Origin of the sequence: Treponema bryantii, from assembly GCF_900113965.1 — a bacterium.
GTDB classification, from domain to species: Bacteria; Spirochaetota; Spirochaetia; order Treponematales; family Treponemataceae; genus Treponema_D; species Treponema_D bryantii_A.
The window spans coordinates 46,278-71,726 of the sequence record NZ_FORI01000003.1 but is presented as its reverse complement, the minus strand read 5'-3'; the positions used below and the strand labels follow the sequence as shown (position 1 = coordinate 71,726).

Here is a 25,449-nt window from a genome sequence, read left to right as displayed (position 1 = left end):
AAAGGGCGTTTATAATATTTAGTAGAATTCATTTTTCGAGAGGTGAAAAAATGAAAAAGTTCTTCTATATGTTTGCAGCCTCCCTTTTGCTTTCTTTTCTTTATGTTTCCTGTTCATCTGGAATAAAAAAAACAGGTGAAGTTTCCTTTGTAATTTCAAACCATTCTGTGTCACGTTTTACTGCCCGCGATGCAGGCACCGATTCTCAATCTTATTATTCAATTACAGTAAAGTTTACCGCAGAAAGTGATATTCAGGAGCAGACAGTAAATCTTTCAAATGATCAAAATACCACAAAAATTTCTTTCTCAAATCTTACTGTTGGTGAAACTGCAAAGGTTGAAGCCTGGTTGTATTCTGGTTCAGACCTTATTTCAACTGGTTCAAGTGAGCCTTTTATAATCAGAGATGGAAGCAATTCTGTAACTGTTAGATTTTCATTGAATGGTGAGGAAGTTCCATATGTGTTCCCTGATTATTCACCTGTTCTTTTTTCTGTTACAGATGATGGTTACAATTACAATATTACACGTAATGGAAATGTTATTGCTGCCAATTCGAATACAAATCAATTTGCTTTTGATTCCGATGAAAATGTTTTTGTTGTTACAAGTACAGGAACAACAGAATTAACTATCGTAACAGACAAGCCTGGATGTGAAGGTAAGAATTATTACGTTTATAAAGAAGAGATGTGTAATCAATATGGAATTATTATAGATCCCGTAACAAATGATTTATATACATATAATTTTAATAGTGATTATTCAGATACACTGGTTAAACTTTATAAATACCCTGAATTTACTTCTTCAACAGAAGAATGGCCATCAACTGAAGATCCAATTTCATTTGATTGTTCTGAATATTTTAATGGACTATATGAATGGGGATATTTTATCATAAGATCTGTGACTGTGCATGATGGTATTATATATGTATATGCAAGTGGTGATAATGCTGAAGGCAATCACAATACACTGGCTAAATATGAGAATGGTTCTTTATCTAAAATATTTTATTCTGAAAATCCTGTTTTTCCGAAATTCGAGTCTGATAGTCCAGTTTCATATGGTAATTTTGCAGATATGATTTATCAGGATGGTTATATTTATTTATTATATAACGAAAAGATGATTAATCCTGATGGAGAAATACCAAATCTTTTGTGTCAGGGAGGAATCGCCAGAATAAAAGTTTCTGATGGAACTCTAGAGAGATGTGGCTGGGCATACGATTCTAATGCCCTTGTAAAATTTGATTTTTCTCAAACTTCATCTGATAAGTTTGTATTAGGACAATCCTGGTGGGATGGTGGACCCCATCCAACTATTATTTATGAGGATGCAACAAAAAGTAAACCAGTTGTTCTTGATAAAAATTATTTTAACGGAGAATATTTTGAATATTTGAATGATCTTCTTAATATGGAACAGACACAAATTGTTAATGATAAAAAAACAGATAAAAGCTTTTGTGGGCCTCAAAGAATAATTGCAGTTAAACCTAAAAAGCTTGTAATTGCAGATAATGGAATTGCCTTCTATACAGCAGCAGATGGAACCTGGGCTTATAAAAATAAAAACAGAATGGTTGTAGTAGACCTTGATCATTTTATAATAGAAGGGGTAAAAGATGTTGAATATGATTTTTCTAGCAAAATGAAGGATGTCCTTCTTCTAAGCGGATCTGGATATTCAAGATTTCAGAAAGAAGTGGCTGAGGGATATTATTGGATGAACAATGAATGGCTTCAGGGACCTATACCAAGTTCAATACCTTGTCTCGCAATTCCAAATAACGAATAAATGAAAACTTCAACTGATAACCCTCATATATCCGTTTGCATTCCTGTTTACAAAACAGAGCCTTATCTGGCTCAATGCCTTGCTTCTGTTTTTAAGCAGGATTATGATTCATTCGAAATTGTTATTGTCAATGACGCCAGTACTGGCCGGGACTCGCGAGGCTGGAAAGCAAAAAAGATAATTCGTCATGCACATAAAGAGGGGAATAGCTGGAGGCGTAAGCAAGGCCTTTCTGCCATAAAGGTTAATTATTCAGAACACAGCGAAAACCGTGGCATTATGGAAGTGCGCCGCACTCTTACTTATGAAGCAAAAGGCCAGTATTGTCTTCATTTAGATAGTGATGATGAACTAACTCCTGATGCTTTAAGCCTGCTGTGGCAAACAAACCAGAACCTGGGACCTTTTGATATTATTCATGGAAGTTTTAATTCAGGCTGGTATGATGAAAATGGAAAATTTATTTCTACCGATGAAACTAAATGTGGAGCCATCACTTACGGAAAAATTGAAAATCATGATGTGTTTCATAAATGGCTTTTTTATGAAATCTCAGGTAATGTCTGCGCTAAGTTGATTCGTAGAGATCTCTTTCTCCGAGCTTACGAAAACATTACATATTCCGAGTGTAATCTTGCAGATGATTTTTTGATTTTCTTTTTTGTATCGCTTTTTGCAAAATCCTACTTTGGTATCGAAAATAAAATCTATTTATATAGGGTAACTTCTGGTATGACTTCGGAGAATAAAATTGATTCTCTGAAAAGCTGGAAATTAATCTGTTCGGCTGCTAGTGTCTTTACCGTTATTTCTGAATGGATAAAAGATAATCCTTCTGACTGCAAAATCATCACAGAAGAAGAAATGAGCAAATTAAAAGAGCAGGGGAGATACTATCTTGTTTCAAGCCTTATTCAGCTTAATGATGTAGTCCTTCCCGCACTCCAACCGCAAGCCTATGAAATGCTTTGCGAGTACTGGGGAAAAGACCTTGTTGAAAGGATGAACTCTTATCACTATAATAGCAGAAAAAGCAAATAAGAGGCTCTAAATGAAGAAGATTATTTCCGGTAAGGTTCGCGAGGTTTATGACCTTGAAGATGGACGCATGGTAATTGTTACAACTGACAGAATTTCTGCTTTCGATGTTATTCTGCCAACAATGATTACAGACAAGGGTAAGGTGCTCAACGCTCTTGCTAACTTCTGGTTCGACTACACTAAAGACATTGTTAAGAATCACATGATTTCAAGTGACCTCAAAGACATGCCTGCTGAATTCCAGAAGCCGGAATTTGAAGGACGTACAATTCTCGTAAAGAAGCTTAAGATGATTCCTTATGAAGTAATTGTTCGTGGATATATGTTTGGTTCTATGTACGAGGCTTACAAGAAGGGCGAGCCTTTCCTTGGTCACAAGTTTGATAAGGAATACAAACAGGCTGAAAAACTCGATGAGCCTATCGTAACTCCTTCTACTAAAGCTGCCGAAGGTCATGACATCAACGTTACTCTTCAGTATATGAAGGATGATCTTGGTGAAGAGCTTGGAACAAAAATCGAACAGGCTGCTCTTGCTATTTACAAGAAGTGCTACGAGCACGCTAAGGCAAACGGAATTATCATTGCTGATACTAAGTTTGAGTTTGGTCTTGATGAGAACGGTGAACTTGTTCTTGGTGATGAAGTTCTTACTCCAGACAGCTCACGTTTCTGGGATGCTTCTAAGTACGAAGTAGGCGGAAGTCCAGCAAGTTACGACAAGCAGTTTGTTCGCGACTGGCTCAAGGAGCACAATCTTGCCGGCGACCCTAACATCAAAGAGATTCCTGCTGATGTAGTTGCCAAGACTGCAGCTATTTACAAAGAGTGCCAGGACCGCATTTGTCATATGTAATAGATTGCTTTGGTGGTTGAGTAGGCACGAAGTGCCATATCGAAACCACCAATATTCTGTACTAGGGTGGTTTCGATACGATGCTTCGCATCACTCAACCACCGGTTCAGTAAAAATTCTAACTTTTTTAAATAAATTTCCAACCATTTATCCTTAAACTTTTTCAAATTCCTAAAAATTCATAAAAAAATTCCTAAAAATCTTCATTCAAAAATACTCCTGACGGGCTTATTATGACGGTGTAATCTAAAAAAGCATCTATTAGGAGGAAAATTAGATGAAAAAAATCGTATCATTAGTTGCAATGGCAATGGTTGCTGCAAGCTTATTCGCTGCACCAAAGATCAAAATTGGTATTGTAAACAATCCACCTTCAGAGTCTGGATACCGCGCTGCTAACGTAAAAGACTTTGAATCTGTATTTACAAAGAAAAAGGGCTACAATGTAAAAACTTACTACAGCCTTAAGAACGATGAACAGTTGAATGCTGCTTCTCAGTTCATTACAGATGGTGTTGACTATCTTCTTCTTTCTGCTGCTGCAACAGACGGATGGGAATCTGTTCTTAAGCAGGCAAAAGCAAACGGTGTAAAAGTATTCCTTTTTGACCGTATGATTAACGTTTCAGATGATTTGTATGAAGCTGCTGTAGTTTCAGACATGGCTAAAGAAGGAGCAACAGCTGTAAACTGGCTTAAGTCTCAGAACCTCAAAGAATACAAAGTAATCCACATTCAGGGTGCTATGGGATCTGATGCTCAGATCGGACGTACAGGTGCTTTGGACAAGGAATTCAAGGCTGGAACAATGAAGAAAGTTGTTCAGCAGACAGCTACATGGGACGAAGCTGAAGCTAAGAAGATCGTAGAATCAGTTATCAACTCTGGTGAAGACTTCAACGTAATTTATGCTGAAAATGATGGTATGGCTAAGGGTGCAGTTGCTGCTCTTGATGAAGCTGGTATCACACACGGTGTAAATGGAAAAGTAATCGTAATGGGATTCGACTGCAACACATGGGCTCTTAATGAACTCCTTGCTGGAAACTGGAACTATGATGGACAGTGTTCTCCATTCCAGGCTGCAATCATCGAAAACATGATTAAGACTGGTATCATGACAAAGAAATTCATCAACCAGGAAAAGGGATTCGATGCAAAGACAATCACTAAGGCTGATGTTGAAAAGTATGGTATCTAATATCATAACCCTCTTGTAAATATGGCGGCGTAAAGTGTTTCTTTACGCCGCTTTTTTTGAAAATGTTAGACGTCATTCCGAACTTGTTTCGGAATCTATATTAAAGATGCTGAAATGAATTCAGCATGACATAGGTGTATAAATGGACGAAAAAATTGTTTTATCTATGCGCGGAATTTACAAAGAATTCCCGGGTGTAAAAGCTCTGCAGAATGTAGATTTTACTTTACGGGAAGGTGAAATTCATGCGCTTATGGGAGAAAACGGAGCTGGAAAATCTACTCTGGTAAAGGTTATTACTGGTGTTTATGAAAAAGATGCCGGTGAAGTCAATATTGCTGGTGTTGATGGACCTGTTAATATCCATTCTCCTCAGGAAGCCCAGAATCTGGGTATTTCTACAGTTTATCAGGAAATTACCCTCTGTCCGAATCTTACGGTCGCAGAGAATATGTATATAGGTCGCGGCAACTACAAGTTTGTAAATCGCCGTGCTCAGGAAAAAAATGCAGGAGAGCTTCTTGCAAAATTAAATATTCCGGCAAAGCCAAGTCAGCAGCTTGGAACTTGTTCTATTGCAGTTCAGCAGATGGTTGCAATTGCCCGTGCTGTTGATATGGATTGTAAGGTTCTGATTCTTGACGAACCAACTTCTTCTCTTGATGAAAATGAAGTTGAGCTTTTGTTCAAGCTTATGCGTGACCTTAAGAGCCATGGAGTAGGTATTATCTTTATTACTCACTTCCTTGAACAGGTTTATGAGGTTTGCGATAAGATTACAGTTCTTCGTAACGGTGAGCTTGTCGGTGAATACACAATCGCAGATTTGCCACGTGTTAAACTGATTTCTGCCATGCTCGGTAAAGACATGGAAGATATGACCAACCTCAAAAATCAGAAACGTCCTTATAGCGGGGCTGGTGAAGTTGTTTATGAAGCAGAAGGTCTTTCAAGTGCAGAAGGAGTAAAGCCTTTTGACTTCCTTATCAACAAGGGAGAAGTAAACGGATTTACTGGTCTTCTTGGTTCTGGCCGAAGTGAAAGTGTTCGTGCAATCTTTGCTGCAGACCGTGTAACTGGCGGAAAGGTAAAGGTTAATGGCAGAGACACAAAAATAAATCAGCCAAAAGATGCAATGAAAGCTGGAATTGGATATCTTCCGGAAGACAGAAAGGGAGACGGAATTATCCAGGATCTTTCTGTACGTGAAAATATTATCCTTGCCCTTCAGGTACTCAATGGATTTACAAAGCCTCTTTCAAGAGCAGAGCAGGAAAAACTTGCTGATGAGTTTATTGAAAAACTTCAGATTAAAACTGCTTCAAAAGATACACCAATCAAATCACTTTCGGGTGGTAACCAGCAGAAGGTTATTCTTGCACGCTGGCTTTTGACACATCCACAGTATCTGATTCTTGATGAACCTACACGTGGTATTGACGTTGGTACAAAAATCGAAATTCAGAAGCTCGTTCTTCAGCTTGCAGAAGAAGGTGTAAGTGTTACCTTTATTTCTTCAGAAATTGAAGAGATGCTTTCTGTATGTCAGAGACTCATCGTTATGCGCGACCGAAAGATTGTTGGTGAACTTAAGGATGACCTTTTGCGTCAGGATGTAATTATGCAGACAATTGCGGGAGGCAAGGCACAAAATGGCTAATAAAATCGTAAATCAGATTAAAAAACTTTTTCAGTCGCAGCTTGCAATTCCGCTTGTTGCCCTGATTGTACTGGTTGTATTCAACCTTATCAGAGACCCAAGCTTCTTCTCAATTGTAATTAAGAAGAACAATCTGGGGAACAACGTTCTTTCAGGAAACCTTATCAGTATTCTGAATGGAGCTTCTGAGCTTGTTATTCTTTCAATAGGAATGACACTTGTAACTTCAGCAACTAAGGGACAGGATATTTCCATTGGTGCCGCAGCTGCTATTGCAGGTTCTGTATTTGTAAAGATTCTTCGTGCTGGTACAATCAATGCCGGAACAATCTTTGTTGGTCTTCTTCTTGCTTGTATCGTAGCAATTATCTTCTGTCTGTTTAATGGTATTTTGATTGCAAAGTTCAACATCCAGCCGATGATTGCATCTTTGATTCTTTATACTGCAGGACGTCCTATTGCTTACTGGATTAATGGTGGTGCAACTCCAAACGTTGACAGCCCGCTTCTTACTTACATTGGTGGATTTATTCCTCACATTGCAGTTCCAACACCTATCTTAGTAGTTATAATTTTCATTGTGCTTATAAATCTGCTTTTGAAGAAAACAACGCTGAGTCTGTACATTCAGTCTGTAGGTATTAACGAAAGAGCCGCAAAACTCAACGGTATTAATCCTGTTGTATGGAAGCTTGCTGTATTTGTAATTCTTGGTATTTGTGTAACTATGGCAGGTTCTATCAACGTTTGCCGTATTGGACTTATCAACCACGAAACAATCCTTCTGGATATTGAAATGGATGCCATTCTTGCTGTTGCAATTGGTGGTAACTCACTTGGTGGCGGTAAGTTTAAGCTTTCTGGCTCTATTCTTGGTGCTTATATTATTCAGGCTTTGACAATTACTCTGTATGCAATGAAGGTTTCTTCAACTGCAGTTAAGGCTTATAAAGCAGTTGTAATCATCATCATTGTAGTTGCTGGTTCTCCTGTTGTAAAAGCATGGATTAGTCAGCTTAAGAATAGACTTGTGGAAAAGAAAGGTGCTAAGGCAACAGTTGCAGTTTCTGCAGGGGAGGCTAGATAATTATGGCAAATAAAATTGGAAAAAAAGAGAACAAACAACCGCTCTCAAATACATTGTTGCTTCTTACAATTACAGTTTGTACCTTCTTTGGAATGTACCTTCTTGGAATGATTATCTGGGGTGGCGGATTCTTGAATCCACAGCAGTTTATTAATCTTTTTAATAATAATGCTTATTTGATTGTTATTGCGTGTGGTCTTACTATTGTAATGATTACCGGTGGAATTGATATTTCTGTTGGTGGTACAATTGCCCTTATTACAATGACTACTGTTGTAGTTATGGAAGATATGGGTGGTGGAATCTTCACTTCAATTTTGATTTCACTTGGAATTGGTCTTGCAATGGGACTTGTTCAGGGATACTTTATTGCATACCTTAAGATTCAGCCGTTCATTGTAACACTTGCCGGTATGTTCTTTACTCGCGGTATGACAACAATCGTAAGTAAGGTTCCTAGAACTGCTACAAATGAAGCTTTTGTTGCATTAAAAGATCATTATTTTTACTTCCACTTTATTGGTATTCATAAGCATGGTAACTGGATTCCTTCTTACATTGAAATTGGAGCTATTATTGCAATTGTAGTTCTGATTTTGCTGTGGGCAACTTTACGATGGACACGCTTTGGTCGTAACTTATATGCAGTTGGTGGAAACAGCGAAAGCGCTTTGATGCTTGGTATTAATGTAAAACGTACACAGTTCCTGTCTTATGTTTTATGTGGAATCCTTGCTGGTATTGGTGGTTTTGTTTACCTTACACATACTGGTGCTGGTAACGCAAGTAATGCATCTGGTGCAGAGATGCAGGCAATTGCTTCTTCGATTATCGGAGGAACCTTGCTTAGTGGTGGTGTTGGTAGTGTAATTGGTACACTGTTTGGTGTACTTTCTTTGAAGACAATTAATATTATCGTTATTGCTTCGGGATTGCGTGAACCTTACTGGCAGAGTATTACAACTGGTCTTATGCTTGCATTCTTCATTGTACTTCAGAGTGTAATTCTGGACCAGAGAAAGAAGAAACTGGGAAATATGGCCGGGTAATGGATTGCCACGTCGCTGCGCTCCTCGCAATGACGTCATTGCGAGCGTAGCGAAGCAATCTATTTTTCTACACTAAGCTTATATTCACGGGGCGAAAGCCCCGTATTTTTTTTGAAGATATAGCTGAAGTAGTGCGGGTCAGAAAAGCCGCATTCATAGGCAATGTCGTACCCCTTCATATCTGTTTCGCGCATAAGGCGCTTTGCATTTTCCATACGAACGTTCGTAAGGTATTCAATAAAAGTGGTTTTACATTCCTGAGAGAAAATTGTACTGAAGTGGTTAGGACTCAGACATACAGCTTCTGCAACTGTAGTAAGAGTTGTATTTGGATCAGCATAATTTTCTTCAATAAAATGCTTTGCTTTAAGAATAACATCTGCATATTTTCCTGTAAACTTAGAATCACGGAATTCAAGAGCAAAAACTAAAACCTGTTCAAGAGTTTTTCTAAAGCGGGCTTCGTCAGAAACTGCATCATCAATAAATTTGCGTTGCAGAATTTCTGGATTTAATTCTTTGATGTTGCCACCAAGTTTTTCAACCAGTTTAGAAACGGCAAAAATCAAATCGACTAAAAGATATGAAGCAAATACACTAAACTGATCCGGATTCTTTTTTATCAGCTCCATAGATTCTTCTATAATGCTCTGAATATCACTTTTTGCTGCATATTTTAGTTTATCAACAAGAGGGTCACCTTCATTCAGATTCAGAAGGGCATCTGCAGAAGCTCCTCTTCCTTCAGAGTCTGTAAGGTCATCGGAAGAGATGATTCTGTTTTCCTTGCTTGTGCTGCTGGCTTCAAGAATCTTCTTTGCATCCTCATAAGAAACTTTAAGCTGTGAAAGATGTTCAACAGTTTTACCCATTGCAGTAAGAACCATACAGTCTTCGTTTTTAGTTGCAATATGATTTATAGTTTCTGCAGCACGGAAGGTGTTGTCATCCAGCTCTGTCTGGGTGCTGCCCTTAAAAATACAAACCAGAAGGTTAGAGTGGTGGAAGAAAGAAACCGCCTCATTAATGGCAGCAGAGTAGGAGTTCAAAAGAGAACAGGCTTCCTGCTGAGTTTCAGTATTTCCGCTGCGGCTTTCAATACGGCTTATCAAAACCTTATAATAACGGGAAATCAGGTTGATACCCAGTTCTGAGCTTTTTTGAATTACAGTGGACATTTCTTCCGAGCCGTGCACAAGGTTGTTCAGAAATTCTTTTTTAATTAAAGCTTCGCTGGTCTTAAGCTCTTCCCTCAGACGGGAAATAACAGACATCTGCTTGCGTTCTTTATCAATCTGGGCAGCAGTTTTATTAAGGCTGGTAAGAAGTTCTTCCGGGGTAAAAGGCTTTAGTAAGTAATCTTCAATGCCAATGGAAATGGCTTTTTTAGCATAGTCAAATTCATCGTGGCCGGAAAGAATAATTATTTTAATCCAGGGCTGGGTACGCTTAATAGCCTCTGCTAGCTGAAGGCCGTCCATAAAAGGCATTTTGATATCAGTAATCAGAATATCCGGTTTAATTTCGTGAATCATGGAGAGGGCAATTTCACCGTCCGTAGCTTCACCGGCAAAGGTAAAGCCGCTTCCTTCCCAGTCAATTTTAGAGCGAATTCCTTCGAGTACAATAGGTTCATCATCAACTGCAAAAACGCTATACATTGCTGCCTCCTGTGTATGGCACGTCTATGAAAATCGGAATGGTAAATGAGATTTTACTTCCTTTACCCACTGTAGATTCAATGATAATTCCCTCAGTCTGCTCTCCGTAATAGAGTTTAAGTTTTTTGTTCACATTATAAAGCCCATATACAGAAGAAAGCTTTTCTGAATCTTCCGCCCCGGTACGAAGCTCGTTGCGCACCTGGCCAAGTCTTTCTTCCGTAAAGCCTGCGCCATTATCTTCAACAGTAAAAGTAATTGCCTGCTTGCTTTCATCTGCATAATGAATGCTTACTTTTAGAACACCCCGGCCCCGCTTATTTTTGATTCCGTGATAAATTGCGTTTTCCACCAGAGGCTGCAGCACAAGTTTTATGATTTTATATTCCATCAAAGATTCGTCTGCATCAATCGTATAATTCAAAATATCAGCATAACGGATTTTTTGAATTGTAAGATAATTTTTAATGTGGTCGAGTTCCTGAGAAATAGTAATCCATTCGTGGCCACGGCTGAGCGAAATACGGAGGAAGTCTGAAAAGGCTTTTGTAATTCGGACAACTTCTTCTGTATGTTCTTCTTCTGCAAGCCAGACAATCGTGTCAAAAGTATTGTAGAGGAAGTGCGGAGTAATCTGTGCCTGAAGGGCTTTCATCTCTGCCTTCTGGAAATTCTTCTGTTCTTCCATATTCTTTTTGATAAGAAGATCAATCTGACTGGCCATTACGTTTAAGTTTCCGGCAAGCGTATCAAGCTCGTTTACGTGCGGAATATCAATACGGGCAGTAAGGTCTCCGTGGGCAACTTTTGTAGAAAGATTTTCCATGTCGGAAATAGGCTTTTGAATTGCGGCAGAAACAGTAATAAAGCTGTTAATAGAAATAATGATTGCAAGAAAAGTAATAATAATCTGAATTACCGTAAGAATAATAGAAGTGTTTCTAAGCGACTGGTTTGTTATGTAAGCTGATTCAATTTCAGTTACAATAAAATCCTGCATAATATCAGAAAAGAGGGAAGTGATGGTTCTGATTTCATCAAGAGTTGCTTCGTTCTGAGTTACAGAGCTTCCCTGTTCCATTTGAGAAATAAGCATGTAAACATTACGGCGCAAGGTAGTTCTTGCTCTGTATGCTACCTGAAGCTTTCCGTAGTTTTCTGCATTTTTATTTGTAAGAAGCATTTGAGAAAGACCGGAAGAAATTTCATCAAGCATTTCATTCTGACTTCCGTCTGCAATTTCTTTTTTGCCGCAGATGATGTTCCAGAGCTCGGCAGGGATGTCATTTTTTGCGATGGAGCTGATTCTGTTTGCAGTGCTTACGTTTGAAATAATCTGAGTATATTGTTTTGTATGAATCTGAGAAACAACAACGGAGTATACAGAAGGAATAAGAGTAATAAAAAGCAATGAGATATAAGTTATAAGCAGCGTTCGTCTAAGGCTCTTGTTTTTCATTTCTTCTCCAGCAAAGTCTTAATAGCCGCGCGGCTCATATTTAGAAAAATCATCATCTTCAGTAAACATAGTTTCGCTGTTATACGTAATGCGTGGAATTGTTTCTCCGTTTGCAATCTGCTTTACAAGTTCCATAAGTTTTGGACCAAGGTTCGGATTACATTCTACAACACAGTTGAGTTTACCTTCAGTTAATGCATCTATAGATTTCTGTTCAGCATCAACGCTGATCATTATAGTATCTTTTGTATTAATGTTATGTTCAGCCAGGGAATCTAAAAGTCCGAGAGTCATGGAATCATTATGGGAATAAACCGCATCAATCTTCGTGCCTTCGAAATACAGGCCGTGGCGGTTTGCTCCATAAAAATGCTTTGTAACAAGATTATCTCCGATTTCTTTTCCACGCGAACGAAGGAAGTCGCCGTTTTCTGAATGAATGATTTTGAACTTAGGATATGCTGAAAGAATCTCGCGGAAACCGTTTGAACGGTCTCGTACAACAGAAGAGTTTTCTGTTCCAGACATTTCAAAAATCGTAACTTCATCAGTTCTGTTTTTACATTTATTAACAAGATATCGTGCAGCTCTTCGGCCTTCTTCAATTCCATCTTCACCAAGGAAGCCGGCATAAAGGGAAGGATCTGCATTTATCTGGCGGTCAACAAGAATAACCGGGATTCCGGCATCTTTTGCTTCCTGTAAAACATTGTCCCAGCCATCTTCAACAATCGGAACAAAGGCAATAACATCAACCTGATATACAATAAAGGAGCGGATAGCTTTTAGCTGATTTTCCTGCTTCTGCTGGGCATCATCAAAAAGAATCTGAATGCCGTTTTCTTCAGCCGCTTCATAAATGGACTGAGTATTTCGGGTACGCCAGGCACTTTCAGAACCAATCTGAGAAAAGCCTAAAATAAGCCGTTCCTGTTGTTCTGGAGTTTTATTTTTGGATTTTGGTTTGAATTGCAGCGATAAAATAAAAATAAGCAGGAAAATAACGGCTGCAAGAAAAGAGATCATTGATATTAATTGAATTTTTTTTACTGTTTCTTTCATAAATAGTACTATTTATTTTAAATGCTAATATTTATGAAGTCAAATTAATTTTATATTATGGAAGAAATTTTATATTATTGAAAAAAAGCCCGGCAAAAAACCGGGCTCTTATAAAGATTCAGACTATAAAAGTTTTCAATAATGGGCTTACAGTCTTTCTTTGATAGCTGCAATGTATTCCCATGAATTGAGAACTTTTTTTGCAGCAGGTTCAGCGATACGTGCAATATCACCTGTCATATAGCCGTCTTCAATTGTCTGAAGAGTTGCTTTTTCAAGACGTTTTGCAAAGTCAACGAGCTCTGGAGTTCCATCAAGCTCACCGCGTTTTGCAAGAGCACCTGTCCATGCAAAAATTGTAGCTACAGGGTTAGTAGAAGTCTTTTCACCCTTGAGGTAGCGGTAGTAGTGCTTCTGAACAGTACCATGGCTAGCTTCATATTCAAAGTTTCCGTCTGGGCTTACGAGAACAGAAGTCATCATAGCAAGAGAACCGCAGGCAGAAGCAATCATATCAGACATAACGTCACCGTCGTAGTTCTTTGTTGCCCACATGAATCCGCCTTCGCTTCTCATAACACGAGCTACAGCATCATCAATCAAAGTATAGAAGTATTCAATTCCGGCAGCTTCGAACTTAGCTTTGTATTCTTCATCAAAAATACGCTGGAAAATTGCCTTGAAGTTTCCGTCGTAAGTTTTAGAGATTGTATCTTTTGCACCAAACCAAACGCTCATCTTGCGATCAAGAGCATAAGTAAAACAGCAGCGTGCAAAGCTTTCGATTGAGTTATCAAGATTGTGGATACCCTGAATGATTCCAGGTCCCTTCATATCCATAATTGTTTTGCGGATTTCTTTTCCATCAACACCTGTGAAAACAAGTTCTGCTTTACCGGCAGTAGGACATTTGATTTCGCAGTTCTTGTAAACATCACCATAAGCATGGCGGCCAAGAACGATTGGCTTTTTCCAGCAGCTTACTGTACCGTGAATGTTATTTACAAAAATCGGCTCACGGAAAACTGTACCGTCGAGTTCGGCACGGATAATTCCGTTAGGACTTGGAGTAAGCTGTTTCAGTTTGTATTCTTCAACGCGTGCCTGGTTAGATGTGATGGTAGCACACTTTACGCCGACGTGCAGACGTTTAATAGCAGCAGCGGCTTCGTAGGTAATCTTGTCGTCTGAGTCATCGCGGCTCTTAAGACCAAGATCAAAATATTCTGTCTTTAAATCGATATAAGGCAAGAGGAGCTCGTCCTTAATTACCTTCCACAAAACACGTGTCATCTCATCGCCGTCAAGCTCGGCGATTGCATTTTTCATCTGAATTTTAGCCATAGTGATAACAGTATACCTAAAATTCAGATGTGTTTCAATTTATAACCTGTTAGAATTAACGGCCCCAGGTAAGGATGAGGTCGTAGTTGTCTTCGCGAACTTCGAAGTACTGGTTGTATTCACCGCAGGTAGGGCAGTACTCTGGAGCGTTTGGTCCTGTTACGATGTGACCACACTTAAGGCATTCCCAAACCTTTACAGAGCTCTTTGCAAGTTCTGCTTTTGAGTCTTCATCATTCAAGAGTGAGCGGTAGCGGTCTTCATGGCGTTTTTCGATAGAAGCTACTGCGCGGAATTTTGCAGCGAGTTCTTTAAAGCCTTCTTCTTCCGCAGTTTTTGCAAAGCCAACATACATGTCGGTCCATTCGTAGTTTTCACCGTCAGCAGCGGCCTTGAGGTTTTCTGTTGTGCTGTTGATTCCGCCGAGTTCTGTGAGCCACATCTTTGCGTGCTGCTCTTCGTTGTTGGCAGTTTTCTTGAAGATGTCGGCAACTTTACCCAGTCCTTCTTTTTCTGCAACTGCGGCAAAGTATGTGTATTTGTTGCGTGCCTGAGATTCCCCTGCAAAGGCAGCCAAAAGATTTTTTTCGGTCTGTGTACCAGCGTATTTACTCATTTTTTTATCTCCTGAGTCTTTGATATTCTTTAATTATCATCCATAACTCAGGAGAAATCAAGATTAAAATAATCCGCCTATTAAGCAGACAATAAAGGCACAAATCCAGGCAATTGCGCACTGCCAGAAAGCAACTGCACAAGCCCACTTGGTACCAAGCTCTCTTTTTACAGAAGCAACAGCGGCAATACAAGGACAATAAAGCAGACTGAATACAAGAAGGCTTGCCGCAGAAACTGGTGAAAGAGCTGTGTTTACTCCACCGTCAAAAAGAATCTGAAGGGTAGAAACAACGCTTTCCTTTGCCATAACTCCCGAAATCAGAGATGTGCAGATTCTCCAGTCTCCAAGACCAAGAGGTCGGAAGATTGGTTCAATAAGGCCTGCAATCTTAGCAAGAATACTCTGTGAAGAATCTTCAACCAAAGAAAGATGAAGATTAAAGCTCTGCAAAAACCAGATTACAATTGTTGCCATAAAGATTACTGTAAACGCGCGTTCAAGAAAATCCTTTGCTTTTTCCCAGAGTAACTGGCCTACGTTTTTTGGACTAGGAAGACGATAGTTTGGAAGTTCCATAACAAAAGGAACCGGCTCTCCCTTAAACAAAGTCTTTCTATATAATAATGCGTTCAAAATACCACAGATAATTCCAAGCAGATAAAGACCTGTCATAATAAGGCCACCGTGCTTTGGGAAAAATGCTGCTGTAAAGAAGGCGTAAATCGGAAGCTTTGCAGTACAGCTCATAAACGGAGTCAGAAGAATTGTCATTTTTCGGTCGCGTTCAGATGGCAGAATTCGTGTAGACATAACGGCCGGAACCGTACATCCAAAGCCAATCAGAAGAGGTACTATACTTCGGCCGGAAAGTCCAATTTTACGAAGCATTGTATCCATCACAAAAGCAACACGGGCAATGTAGCCTGAATCTTCAAGAAGAGAAAGGAAGAAAAACAGCGTTACGATAATCGGCAGGAAGGAGAGAACGCTTCCAACGCCGGTAAAAATACCATCTATAATCAGGGCGTGAAGAACTTCGTTTGTGCCCATAGCGGTAAGCCCCGTATCTACAAGACCGGTAAGTGCGTCTATTCCAGTTTCGAGAAGGCCTTGTAAAAAGGCGCCGATTACATTAAACGTAAGGAAAAACACAAGAGCCATAATCAGAATGAAGAACGGAATGGCTGTATATTTTCCTGTAAGCAGTGTGTCTATTTTCTGTGAGCGGATTCTCTCGCGGCTTTCGTGTGGTTTACGAACGGTCTGGCTGCATACATTTTTGATGTAGGAGTAGCGCATGTCTGCAATTGCGGCACTGCGGTCGAGCCCACGCTCTGCTTCCATCTGAAGGGAAATATGTTCAAGAATCTCTTTTTCGTTTACATCAAGATCAAGTGCGTAAAGAATACGCTTGTCACCTTCAAGAAGTTTACTTGCTGCAAAGCGTACAGGAATTCCGGCTTTTACGGCATGGTCCTGAATAAGGTGAATTACTGCGTGGAGGGCACGGTGAACGGCACCGCCTGAATCATTTTCATCACAAAAATCCTGACGAAGTGGTTTTTCCTGAAAGTGCGCTACGTGGATGGCATGTTTAATAAGCTCATCAACACCCTGATTTTTTGCAGCAGAAATTGGAACAACAGGAACTCCGAGCAACTCTTCCATTTTATTTACATCAATTGAGCCGCCGTTGCCGGTAACTTCATCCATCATATTAAGCGCAACAACCATTGGAACATCCATTTCCAGAAGCTGCATTGTAAGATAAAGATTTCGATGGATGTTTGTAGCATCAACAATATTTATGATTCCGCGTGGTTTTTCATTTAGTACGAAATTCCGTGATATGATTTCTTCATTTGAATACGGCGACATTGAATAAATGCCGGGAAGGTCTGTTACAAGAGTATTTGGCTGGCCGCGGATTGCGCCGTCTTTTCGGTCAACAGTAACACCCGGAAAGTTTCCTACATGTTGATTAGAGCCGGTAAGCTGATTAAAGAGAGTAGTCTTTCCTGAGTTCTGATTTCCCACAAGGGCGTAGGTAAGGAGTGTTTCATCTGGAAGAGGATCTCCGTCTCCCTTAGCGTGGAACTTTCCGCCTTCACCAAGTCCCGGGTGTGCGGTAGATTTATAGGTACCCACGGTGGTTGAGCCTGCGGGCCCTGAGCCTGGTCGAAGGGTCGAAACTACCTTTTTCGAGTTCGTGGTGGTTTCGATACGCCCTGACGGGCACTCAACCACCGAACTTTCTGTTTCCACCTCAATCTTCTCTGCATCTGCAAGACGCATTGTGAGCTCATAGCCGTTTACATCGAATTCAATAGGGTCACCCAAAGGTGCCAGTTTGATTTTAGTTATGACTGTTCCGGGTATTACACCCATATCAAGAAAGTGCTGACGCAATTCACCGTTGCCACCGGTTTTAGAAACTCGCGCCGATTCACCAATCGCTAAATCTTTTAATGTCATTTATTTGTGCTCTTATAAAATATTATTATATTATGATAATGAATTTTATGTTATAATCCAAGCCATGAATCAGATACAAGAGGAAATTGCAAAAGCGCTCGTACAGCTTTCAGAAAAATCTTTAATTACAGAAGCTGTTGCAGCCAAAAAAATCAGAGAAAATCTTAAATTCGACGGTAAACCAAAAGCAGGTCTCTGCTTTCAGGATATAGAAGCCGCAATATTCTATATAGAAGAAAACAACAATCTGCATTATGCAGTTCACCTCAATTCAGCAAATGATATTTTAATTAAGCAGAGTGAAGCAGCCGCCGGCCTGGATGCAGATTCCCGCAAACGCCGCCTTCAAAGTGAAAAGTCAATGAGTGTTCTTACCAATGGAGATGTAAAAGCTGCACTTTCTGGCTCAGCCTCAGGTTCAAAGCCTTACAAAAAACGTACTGATAAAAAACGTCTGAACGTAAACAAAAACTACGACGACTGGGAGTAGTGATAAAAAAATAGCATAATTTAGCTTTCTGAAGTATAATAATAGAATATATACGGGAGTGAATCGGTAATGGAGTTTTTACGGCAGCACCAGCTTTCGATTATGCTGTTTTTGAGCGGAACCTGTACTGTTCTTGCTATCTTGAGTATTTTTACAAGTTCTATGCCAAAAAAAAGAAGGCGTGCCCTGACTCTGCTTGAAGTATATGCTGCACTTCTTTTGATTATGGACCGCTATGCCTATATTTTCCGGGGTAATACAACTTCCCTTGGCTGGTGGATGGTCCGAATCTCAAACTTTTCTGTATTCTTATTTTCAATTTGTATAATTCATGCATTTACGCTTTACCTTTGTGACCTTATGGTAAATGAAGGTGGACTAAAAACAATTCCACGCAGACTTATGGTTGCAGAAGTAATTTTTGGTGTAAGCATAATCTTCCTTGTATTTGGAGTTCTTACCGGTCTTTATTATACTTTTGATGAAACAAACTGCTACCATCGCGGTACAGGTTTCTTGATGAGTTATACAGGACCTGTTCTTATACTTTTGCTGCAGCTGTCAGTAATTATTCAGTATTACAAAAAGATTGCACGCAAAATCAGAATCCCTCTTTTATTTTTCTCAGTTATGCCAGCCTGTGCAACTGTATTGCAGCTATTCTTTTATGGTATTTCCTTCCAGAATCTTGCAAGTGTAGGAATGGCAGTTCTGGTTTACATCTTTGTACTTGTTGATATGAATAAGCGGGTAAATGATGTAAACCGCCTTGAAGTTCAGTATCTTAAAGATGAACAGCAGAACATTATGACCCTGTTTTCTCAGACTTCTATGGCCCTTGCAAATGCAATAGATGCAAAAGATGAATATACACATGGACATTCAATGCGTGTTGCAGAATATGCAAGAAAGATTGCACAGGCTGCTGGAAAGGATGAAAAATATTGTACAGATGTTTATTATGCAGGTCTTCTTCATGACGTAGGAAAGATTGGTGTACCAGTTAGCATCATAAATAAAACTGGAAAGCTTTCTGATGAAGAGTTTGCAGAAATAAAAAAGCACCCTGTAATTGGAAAACAGATTCTTTCGAGCATTAGTAAATCTCCATATCTTTCAATTGCCGCCAACTCTCACCACGAACGTTATGATGGTCGTGGTTATCCGGAAGGACTCAAGGGTGACGATATTCCAGAAATTGCCCGCATCATTTCTGTTGCCGACTCTTACGATGCAATGACTTCAAAGCGAAGTTATCGTGACCCGATTCCTCAGCAGAAGGTTCGAGAAGAAATAGTGAAGGGGACTGGAACTCAGTTTGATCCTGTTTATGCAAAAATCATGGTTCATCTGATTGACCTTGATACTGAATATGAAATGAAGGAACACGAGGAAGTAACCGAGCTTTCTGGAAAGAATATTCTTCGTTGTGGCGAATACCGCCAGGAAAAATCAGAAGGTATTTTCCTTAATGAGTGTGTTACAAAAATGCATCTTCATTTTGTTTGTGATGCAGATAAGGCAAGTCTTGATACAATTCCTTCTTTTGTCGTTTTTGATTCTCTTGATGCCCGTATTCATGAAACTGAGTCTAAGCGAAAAGATTTACTGTATATGGAATATGGAACTTTCCGTTTTGACGGTAAAACAGAAAAGATTGCAGCACGAGATCTTCAGGTAGAGTTTGAAAAGAATGCTACCGGTGCAGTAGATTTTGTAGAAGAGTATAAGAAAGGCCTTGATTATGATATTGAAGCAGTCCGCGTAAAAGATCATATGATGCTCAAACTTTCTAGCCCTCTTAATACAATGCGCTTTATTATGGCTCTGCCAGACTGCTCTCATTACTGCTATCTTGGACTTACCGGCTTGAATTGTACAATTTCAAATGTAGAAGTTCATAAGGAAGAAGAACCTGTTGCAGCAGATTATATTCCTCGTATTGCACCGGAAATCAACTATATTACAGGGCCTGAAGGCGATGTTCCAAGCATTCAGATTGATGACTGGCGTTCGGCTACTACAGAAGGTCTTCTTGTTAAAGAGCGCATGACTATAAGCTTCCATACAATGAGTTTACCTACGGCGCGGCTTATCTGGCATTGTCCGTATATTGTTCTTTATTATTCTGCTGATAAACAGGTTAATGGTCCGGATTATAAAGAGTTTGCGCTTATCCGTCTTGATGGTGAACACTGGGAATCAGATGGCCAGGCTACCAACAATATGATTGTTAATAAGAATGATGATTTTGAAGACTGGGAAACCTGGAAAAAACTGAATAAGACTGGAATGGACTGTAAGGTTGAAATCTACCGTGAAAGCCGCCGCATTACTGTAATTTCTGAAAATGCGGGAATTCAGATTCGTAATGTTACTATTATGAAGGAAGATATTCCGGAGATTTATGTTTCGCTTACCGGAGACCAGTGTGTTCTGACAAATATCAGAATCTCGTAAATGCCAAACGCTTGTTGAGCTAAGTCGAAACAGCGGAATCTATTCCCAAATAGAGCTAAATATGATATTCTTTCCTCTATATTACTATTAAGAGGAACAAAAATGAAACTCCACAATTCTGGCGTAATTTATGAAAACGGAACACTCCGTGACGCAGCTGCAAGTGCAGACGGTGCAAAAAAGACAATTGCATATTCAATTCTTCAGAAACACAACACAAGCGGCGACGAAAGTAAACTCAAAATCAAGTTTGACAAAATCACATCACACGATATTACTTACGTTGGAATTATCCAGACTGCCCGTGCATCTGGACTCGAAAAGTTCCCAATCCCTTATGTACTTACAAACTGCCACAACTCACTTTGTGCTGTAGGCGGTACAATCAATGATGATGACCACATGTTTGGTTTGACATGTGCACAGAAATATGGTGGAGTTTATGTTCCTCCACATCAGGCTGTAATTCACCAGTATGCGCGCGAAATGCTTGCTGAATGTGGTGCTATGATTTTGGGTTCTGACTCTCACACACGTTATGGTGCCCTTGGTACAATGGCAATTGGTGAGGGTGGTGGAGAGCTCGCAAAACAGCTCCTCGGAAAAACTTATGATGTAAACTATCCTGGCGTAGTTGCAATTTATCTTACTGGCGCTCCTGTTCCTGGAGTTGGTCCTCAGGACGTTGCACTTGCAATCATTAAAGAAGTATTTGCAAGCGGCTTTGTTAAGAACAAGGTAATGGAATTCATTGGACCAGGTGTCGCAAATCTTTCTGCTGATTTCCGTATCGGCGTTGATGTAATGACTACTGAGACAACTTGTCTTTCTTCTATCTGGGAAACAGATGGTAAGGTTGAAGAGTGGTATGCAATTCACGGCCGCCTTGGTGCTTATAAAGAATTGAAGCCAGGTGCTGGTGCTTACTACGACGCTGCAATTGAGATTGATTTGAGCGAAATCCGCCCTATGATTGCTATGCCGTTCCATCCATCATGTGCTTATACAATTGAAGAAGTTAATAAGAATCTTGATGATGTTCTTACTGATGCAGAAAAACGCGCTAAGGTAAGCTTCGGTGATAAGGTAGATTTCAATCTTCATAATAAGATTATTGACGGCAAGCTTTATGTTGATCAGGGTATAATCGCTGGTTGTGCAGGTGGTGGATTCGAAAACATCTGTGCTGCAGCTGATATCCTTAAGGGCAAGGACTCTGGAAACGGCAAGTTCGTATTGAGCGTATATCCTGCTTCTATGCCTGTTTACATGGAGCTTATGAAGAACGGTGCATTCGGTGCATTGATTGATGCCGGTGCTGTTGTTAAGACTGCCTTCTGTGGTCCATGTTTTGGTGCGGGTGATACTCCTGCTAACGGCGCATTCTCTATCCGCCACTCTACAAGAAACTTCCCTAACCGCGAAGGTTCAAAGATTCAGAACGGACAGCTTTCTTCTGTTGCTCTTATGGATGCACGCTCAATTGCCGCTACTGCTGCAAACAAGGGCTTCCTTACAGCTGCTACAGAATTCGATACAGAGTTCAGCGGAAAGAAATATTTCTTTGATAAGGCAATTTACGAAAAACGCGTATATGATTCTAAGGGAGTTGCTCATCCTGAAGTTGAGATTCAGTTTGGTCCAAACATTAAGGACTGGCCTGCAATGAAGCCTTTAAGCGATGATCTTTTGATCAAGATTGTAAGCGAGATTCACGACCCTGTAACTACAACAGATGAACTTATTCCATCTGGAGAAACTTCATCCTTCCGTTCAAATCCACTCGGCCTTGCTGAGTTCACCTTGAGCCGCCGCGACCCAGCTTATGTTGGTCGTGCAAAGGCTGTTCGTGATGGAGCAGATGAGGTTAAAGCTGAGGTAAAGACAGCCGCTGCCGCTCTCGATAAGTTCTCTGCTGGATTCGGTGCACGTGCTGAGGCTGCTGGACTTGGTTCATCAATCTTTGCTGTAAAGCCAGGTGACGGTTCTGCCCGCGAACAGGCTGCAAGCTGCCAGAAGGTACTTGGCGGATGGGCAAACATTGCAAACGAATATGCTACAAAGCGTTACCGTTCAAACCTCATTAACTGGGGTATGCTGCCATTCCTCTATAAAGATGGCGACAAAAATCTTCCATTTGCAAACGGCGACTATGTATTTATTCCGGATGTAAAGAAGATGGTTCAGGATAAGCTTCCGAGCTGCAAAGCATACGCTGTAAAGGCAGACGGAACAGTAAATGAGTTCGAATTAAGTACAGGTGATTTGACAGACGACGAAAGAAAAATAATCCTCGCCGGATGTCTTATAAACTTTTACCGCGGATAAACATTAAAGGTGGTTTCGACAGGCTCAACCACCACAGTACACAGAAAATACGGTGGTTGAGCTTGTCGAAACTACCGCAGAATACAGGAGATAGTATGGTAGACTACACAGAAGGTTCAGGAAAACAGTATCACACAGGCGTTGGTCCTAAAGACATTGGTAAATATGTTATCATGCCGGGCGACCCAAAACGCTGTGAAAAAATTGCTGCACACTTTGATAACCCGAAGCTTGTTGCAGATGTTCGTGAATACACAACCTACACAGGTACACTCGAAGGAGTTCCTGTAAGCGTTACCTCAACTGGTATCGGCGGACCTTCTGCCGCAATCGCCATAGATGAACTTGCTAAATGCGGTGCCCACACTTTTATCCGTGTAGGTACCTGCGGCGGTATGCAGGAAGACGTAATGGGCGGCGACATTGTAATTGCAACAGGTGCCGTACGCATGGAAGGAACTTCCCGCGAGTTCGCTCCTATTGAATATCCTGCAGTTGCTAACCTCGACTGTATAAACGCCCTCGTCGCAGCAGCTGCAGATCTTAAAGCTCCACATCACACTGGTGTTGTTCAGTGTAAAGATTCCTTCTTCGGTCAGCACGAACCAGAAGTTATGCCTGTAAGTTATGAACTTGAAAACAAATGGCAGGCCTGGCTTCGTATGGGCTGTCTTGCAAGCGAAATGGAAAGTGCCGCTCTCTTTATTGCCGGCCAGTTCCTCCGTGTTCGCGTAGGTTCCTGCTTCCTCGTAGTTGCAAATCAGGAACGTGCTAAAAAAGGCCTTCCAAACAAACAGGCACACGATACTGAACTTGCAATTACAGTTGGAGTAGAGGCCCTTAGACGTCTTATACTTCAGGATAAAGCAAAAGAATCAAAATAATCCAGACAACAATTTTTTGCGTGCCTCTTAAAACCGTGTTATAATAGAAGTCTATGAAGAGACGAATCGCGGTTCTTGCCTGTGGCTGGAGTACATATTTTCTCAAAGATTTCATACTCGGAATGCAGAGAGCGGTGAAGGATAAAAATATTGATATCTATGTATTCAATATGTATAACTACACCGAATATTCCGGCTTCCCGAATTGGACTGGTGCGTCTATTTTCAATCTTATTCATTATGAAGATTTTGATGGAGTTGTTGTCCTTGCAGATTTAATCGGCAACGTCAGAGTTCTTGAACGCGAGCGTCTTAGAATCTTAAAATCTGGAAAGCCTGCAGTCTGCATCAACAAGAAGATGGAAGGCATCTGCTGTCTTCGTATTGATAATTATTCGGGAATGTACGATGCAATTCAGCACATCATCACAATGCATAATGTGCGAGACATTGCTTTTATTTCCGGAAAAGAATCTTCAATTGATATCGGCGAGCGACATAAAGCCTATCTTCAGGTATTAAAAGACAATAATATCGAAGTTAATACAAATAATATCTGGACAATTGAATATACAGACTACCATTGCGCATATCGTTTCTTTTCTGAATATGTAAAATCAGGCCAGAAGCTTCCGCAGGCAGTGGTTTGTGCCAACGACCTCATCGCTCTTGGCCTTCTGAAAGTCTGTGTAGAGAATAAAATCACAGTTCCAGATCAGCTTAAGATTATCGGTTTTGATGATATTACAGAAACACAGTGTACGCTTCCTTCTATCACAACTGTTCACAACAATGCAGAACTCCTTGGTGCTGAGGTTGTAAACCGTCTTGAGTTTGGAGTAAATCCTTCACAGCTTTTGAAAATGAAGAGTACTCCGGTTCTGCGTCAGTCATGTGGTTGTGCTTACATGAATACAAAACAGCAGAGTCGTTTTACACTAAGTATTCTTGATGATGCCAATAAGAAAGAAGAGTTTGATACTCAGATAGAAGTAATAGGTGAGATTTTCGCCGAATCAGCAGATGTGTTTACTCTGCTTACAAACGTTGAAAACTTCTTCACTAAATCACACAATTTTGAAGGTTCAGACTTCTGTATCTTCATGAAATCAGACTGGACATCAGTTCTTATTAACTCAATGGAAAATCTTCCGCAAAACTTAAATTACGGAACACAGGTTCAGGCTATCTGTTCTATTCAGGGCAATAAAAAATATCTTCGCGAAATGATTAATACCCGTGAGCTTATTCCTGCAAAAATGAAGAGTGAAGAAAGTACAACCTTTATCTTTCTGCCAATTTTCCATCATTCATACGTACACGGATATTTTGTTGCAAAAAATAATCTTTCAATGATAGATAACCGTTACGGCTATATCTGGACGCGTGCTATTGGAACAAGTATTGAACAGTTCCGTAAAAAGAATATGTACCGCCAGATGAGCCAGCAGTATCTTAAACTTTCTACAAAGGATGCTCTTTCCGGCGCCCTCAACCGTCAGGGACTCGACAAGCTTGCTAAGCCTTACTATGCACAGAATAAAAAGAATGGTCTTACTACAGTTCTCTTCTTTGTTGATATCAATAAGATGAAACATATCAACGACCAGTTCGGACACCTTCACGGAGACCTTGCCGTAAAAACTGTTGCCGCAGCGGCAATGGAAACTGTGCCTAAGAACTGGCTTACAATCCGTTATGGTGGAGACGAATTCCTTATTGTAGGAAACAGCCGCAACTATAACGGAGAAGACTACTGTACAAAAATCAAAGAGCGTCTTGCCGCTAAAACTTCTGTAATGCATCTGCCTTATAATCTTTCTGCCAGCGTTGGTACTTACAGCGTTCCTGCAAATTCAGACCTGACTTTGGAACAGGCTGTTGAAAATGTAGACAACATCATGTATGAGCAGAAACAAGCCTTCCACAAGGAAGATGACCAGAAACATTAATAACTGATTGATA

Annotated in this window: 18 protein-coding genes; 12 read left to right on the top strand and 6 right to left on the bottom strand. The window is 40.2% G+C overall.

Features of this window, described 5'->3' with window-relative positions; translation table 11 throughout:
* Window positions 1–50 precede the first annotated feature (50 nt).
* The 7 genes from BM161_RS04995 (at window position 51) to BM161_RS04965 (ending at window position 8,702) form a co-directional block, all read left to right on the top strand.
* A complete protein-coding gene (locus tag BM161_RS04995) occupies window positions 51–1,808 on the top strand; it encodes a hypothetical protein (RefSeq protein WP_074930914.1) in 1,758 nt (585 codons plus the stop codon).
* A complete protein-coding gene (locus BM161_RS04990; protein WP_074930913.1) occupies window positions 1,809–2,849 on the top strand; it encodes a glycosyltransferase family 2 protein in 1,041 nt (346 codons plus the stop codon).
* Window positions 2,850–2,859: 10 nt separating this feature from the next.
* Window positions 2,860–3,705, top strand: coding sequence for a phosphoribosylaminoimidazolesuccinocarboxamide synthase (locus tag BM161_RS04985; RefSeq protein ID WP_074930912.1), 846 nt, complete (start codon window positions 2,860–2,862; stop codon window positions 3,703–3,705).
* A gap of 277 nt (window positions 3,706–3,982) precedes the next feature.
* Window positions 3,983–4,906, top strand: coding sequence for a substrate-binding domain-containing protein (locus BM161_RS04980; RefSeq protein ID WP_074930911.1), 924 nt, complete (start codon window positions 3,983–3,985; stop codon window positions 4,904–4,906).
* Between the two features lie 142 nt (window positions 4,907–5,048).
* On the top strand, window positions 5,049–6,566 hold the full coding sequence (locus BM161_RS04975) for a sugar ABC transporter ATP-binding protein (RefSeq protein WP_074930910.1): 1,518 nt from the start codon (window positions 5,049–5,051) through the stop codon (window positions 6,564–6,566).
* Complete coding sequence (locus BM161_RS04970) at window positions 6,559–7,653, top strand: ABC transporter permease (RefSeq protein WP_074930909.1); 1,095 nt, start codon at window positions 6,559–6,561, stop codon at window positions 7,651–7,653. Before BM161_RS04975 ends, BM161_RS04970 begins: the two co-directional genes overlap by 8 nt.
* Before the next feature lie 2 nt (window positions 7,654–7,655).
* Window positions 7,656–8,702 (top strand): ABC transporter permease, encoded by a 1,047-nt coding sequence (locus tag BM161_RS04965; RefSeq protein WP_074930908.1) that lies wholly within the window; start codon window positions 7,656–7,658, stop codon window positions 8,700–8,702.
* 59 nt (window positions 8,703–8,761) lie between these two features.
* Here the strand turns inward: BM161_RS04965 and BM161_RS04960 are convergent, their stop codons facing one another.
* The 6 genes from BM161_RS04960 to feoB form a co-directional block, all read right to left on the bottom strand.
* Window positions 8,762–10,363, bottom strand: coding sequence for a response regulator (locus tag BM161_RS04960; RefSeq protein ID WP_074930907.1), 1,602 nt, complete (start codon window positions 10,361–10,363; stop codon window positions 8,762–8,764).
* A complete protein-coding gene (locus BM161_RS04955) occupies window positions 10,356–11,822 on the bottom strand; it encodes a sensor histidine kinase (protein WP_074930906.1) in 1,467 nt (488 codons plus the stop codon). Before BM161_RS04955 ends, BM161_RS04960 begins: the two co-directional genes overlap by 8 nt.
* A gap of 18 nt (window positions 11,823–11,840) precedes the next feature.
* The gene (locus BM161_RS04950) at window positions 11,841–12,884 is read right to left on the bottom strand and encodes an ABC transporter substrate-binding protein (protein ID WP_244882698.1); all 1,044 of its coding nucleotides are present in this window, start codon (window positions 12,882–12,884) and stop codon (window positions 11,841–11,843) included.
* A gap of 147 nt (window positions 12,885–13,031) precedes the next feature.
* Entirely contained in the window at window positions 13,032–14,228 is a 1,197-nt protein-coding gene (locus tag BM161_RS04945) for an NADP-dependent isocitrate dehydrogenase (protein ID WP_074930905.1), read from the bottom strand.
* A gap of 55 nt (window positions 14,229–14,283) precedes the next feature.
* Entirely contained in the window at window positions 14,284–14,844 is a 561-nt protein-coding gene (gene rbr / locus BM161_RS04940) for a rubrerythrin (protein WP_074930904.1), read from the bottom strand.
* A gap of 63 nt (window positions 14,845–14,907) precedes the next feature.
* Window positions 14,908–17,322 (bottom strand): ferrous iron transport protein B, encoded by a 2,415-nt coding sequence (gene feoB, locus BM161_RS04935; RefSeq protein ID WP_074930903.1) that lies wholly within the window; start codon window positions 17,320–17,322, stop codon window positions 14,908–14,910.
* 64 nt (window positions 17,323–17,386) lie between these two features.
* Between feoB and BM161_RS04930 the strand changes: the two genes are divergently transcribed.
* The 5 genes from BM161_RS04930 to BM161_RS04910 all read left to right on the top strand — a co-directional run bounded on the left by BM161_RS04930 (window position 17,387) and on the right by BM161_RS04910 (window position 25,436).
* Window positions 17,387–17,812 carry a hypothetical protein gene (locus BM161_RS04930; protein ID WP_074930902.1) on the top strand — a complete coding sequence of 142 codons (426 nt, stop codon included), beginning with the start codon at window positions 17,387–17,389 and terminating at the stop codon, window positions 17,810–17,812.
* 69 nt (window positions 17,813–17,881) lie between these two features.
* Window positions 17,882–20,272: an HD-GYP domain-containing protein gene (locus BM161_RS04925; protein WP_074930901.1), complete on the top strand. Its 2,391-nt coding sequence runs from the start codon at window positions 17,882–17,884 to the stop codon at window positions 20,270–20,272.
* Between the two features lie 102 nt (window positions 20,273–20,374).
* Window positions 20,375–22,600: a hydratase gene (locus BM161_RS04920; RefSeq protein ID WP_074930900.1), complete on the top strand. Its 2,226-nt coding sequence runs from the start codon at window positions 20,375–20,377 to the stop codon at window positions 22,598–22,600.
* A gap of 95 nt (window positions 22,601–22,695) precedes the next feature.
* Window positions 22,696–23,484, top strand: a complete 789-nt coding sequence (gene udp / locus BM161_RS04915) for a uridine phosphorylase (RefSeq protein ID WP_074930899.1) — start codon at window positions 22,696–22,698, stop codon at window positions 23,482–23,484.
* A 53-nt stretch (window positions 23,485–23,537) separates the two neighbouring features.
* Window positions 23,538–25,436, top strand: a complete 1,899-nt coding sequence (locus tag BM161_RS04910) for a substrate-binding and GGDEF domain-containing protein (protein WP_074930898.1) — start codon at window positions 23,538–23,540, stop codon at window positions 25,434–25,436.
* Window positions 25,437–25,449 lie beyond the last annotated feature (13 nt).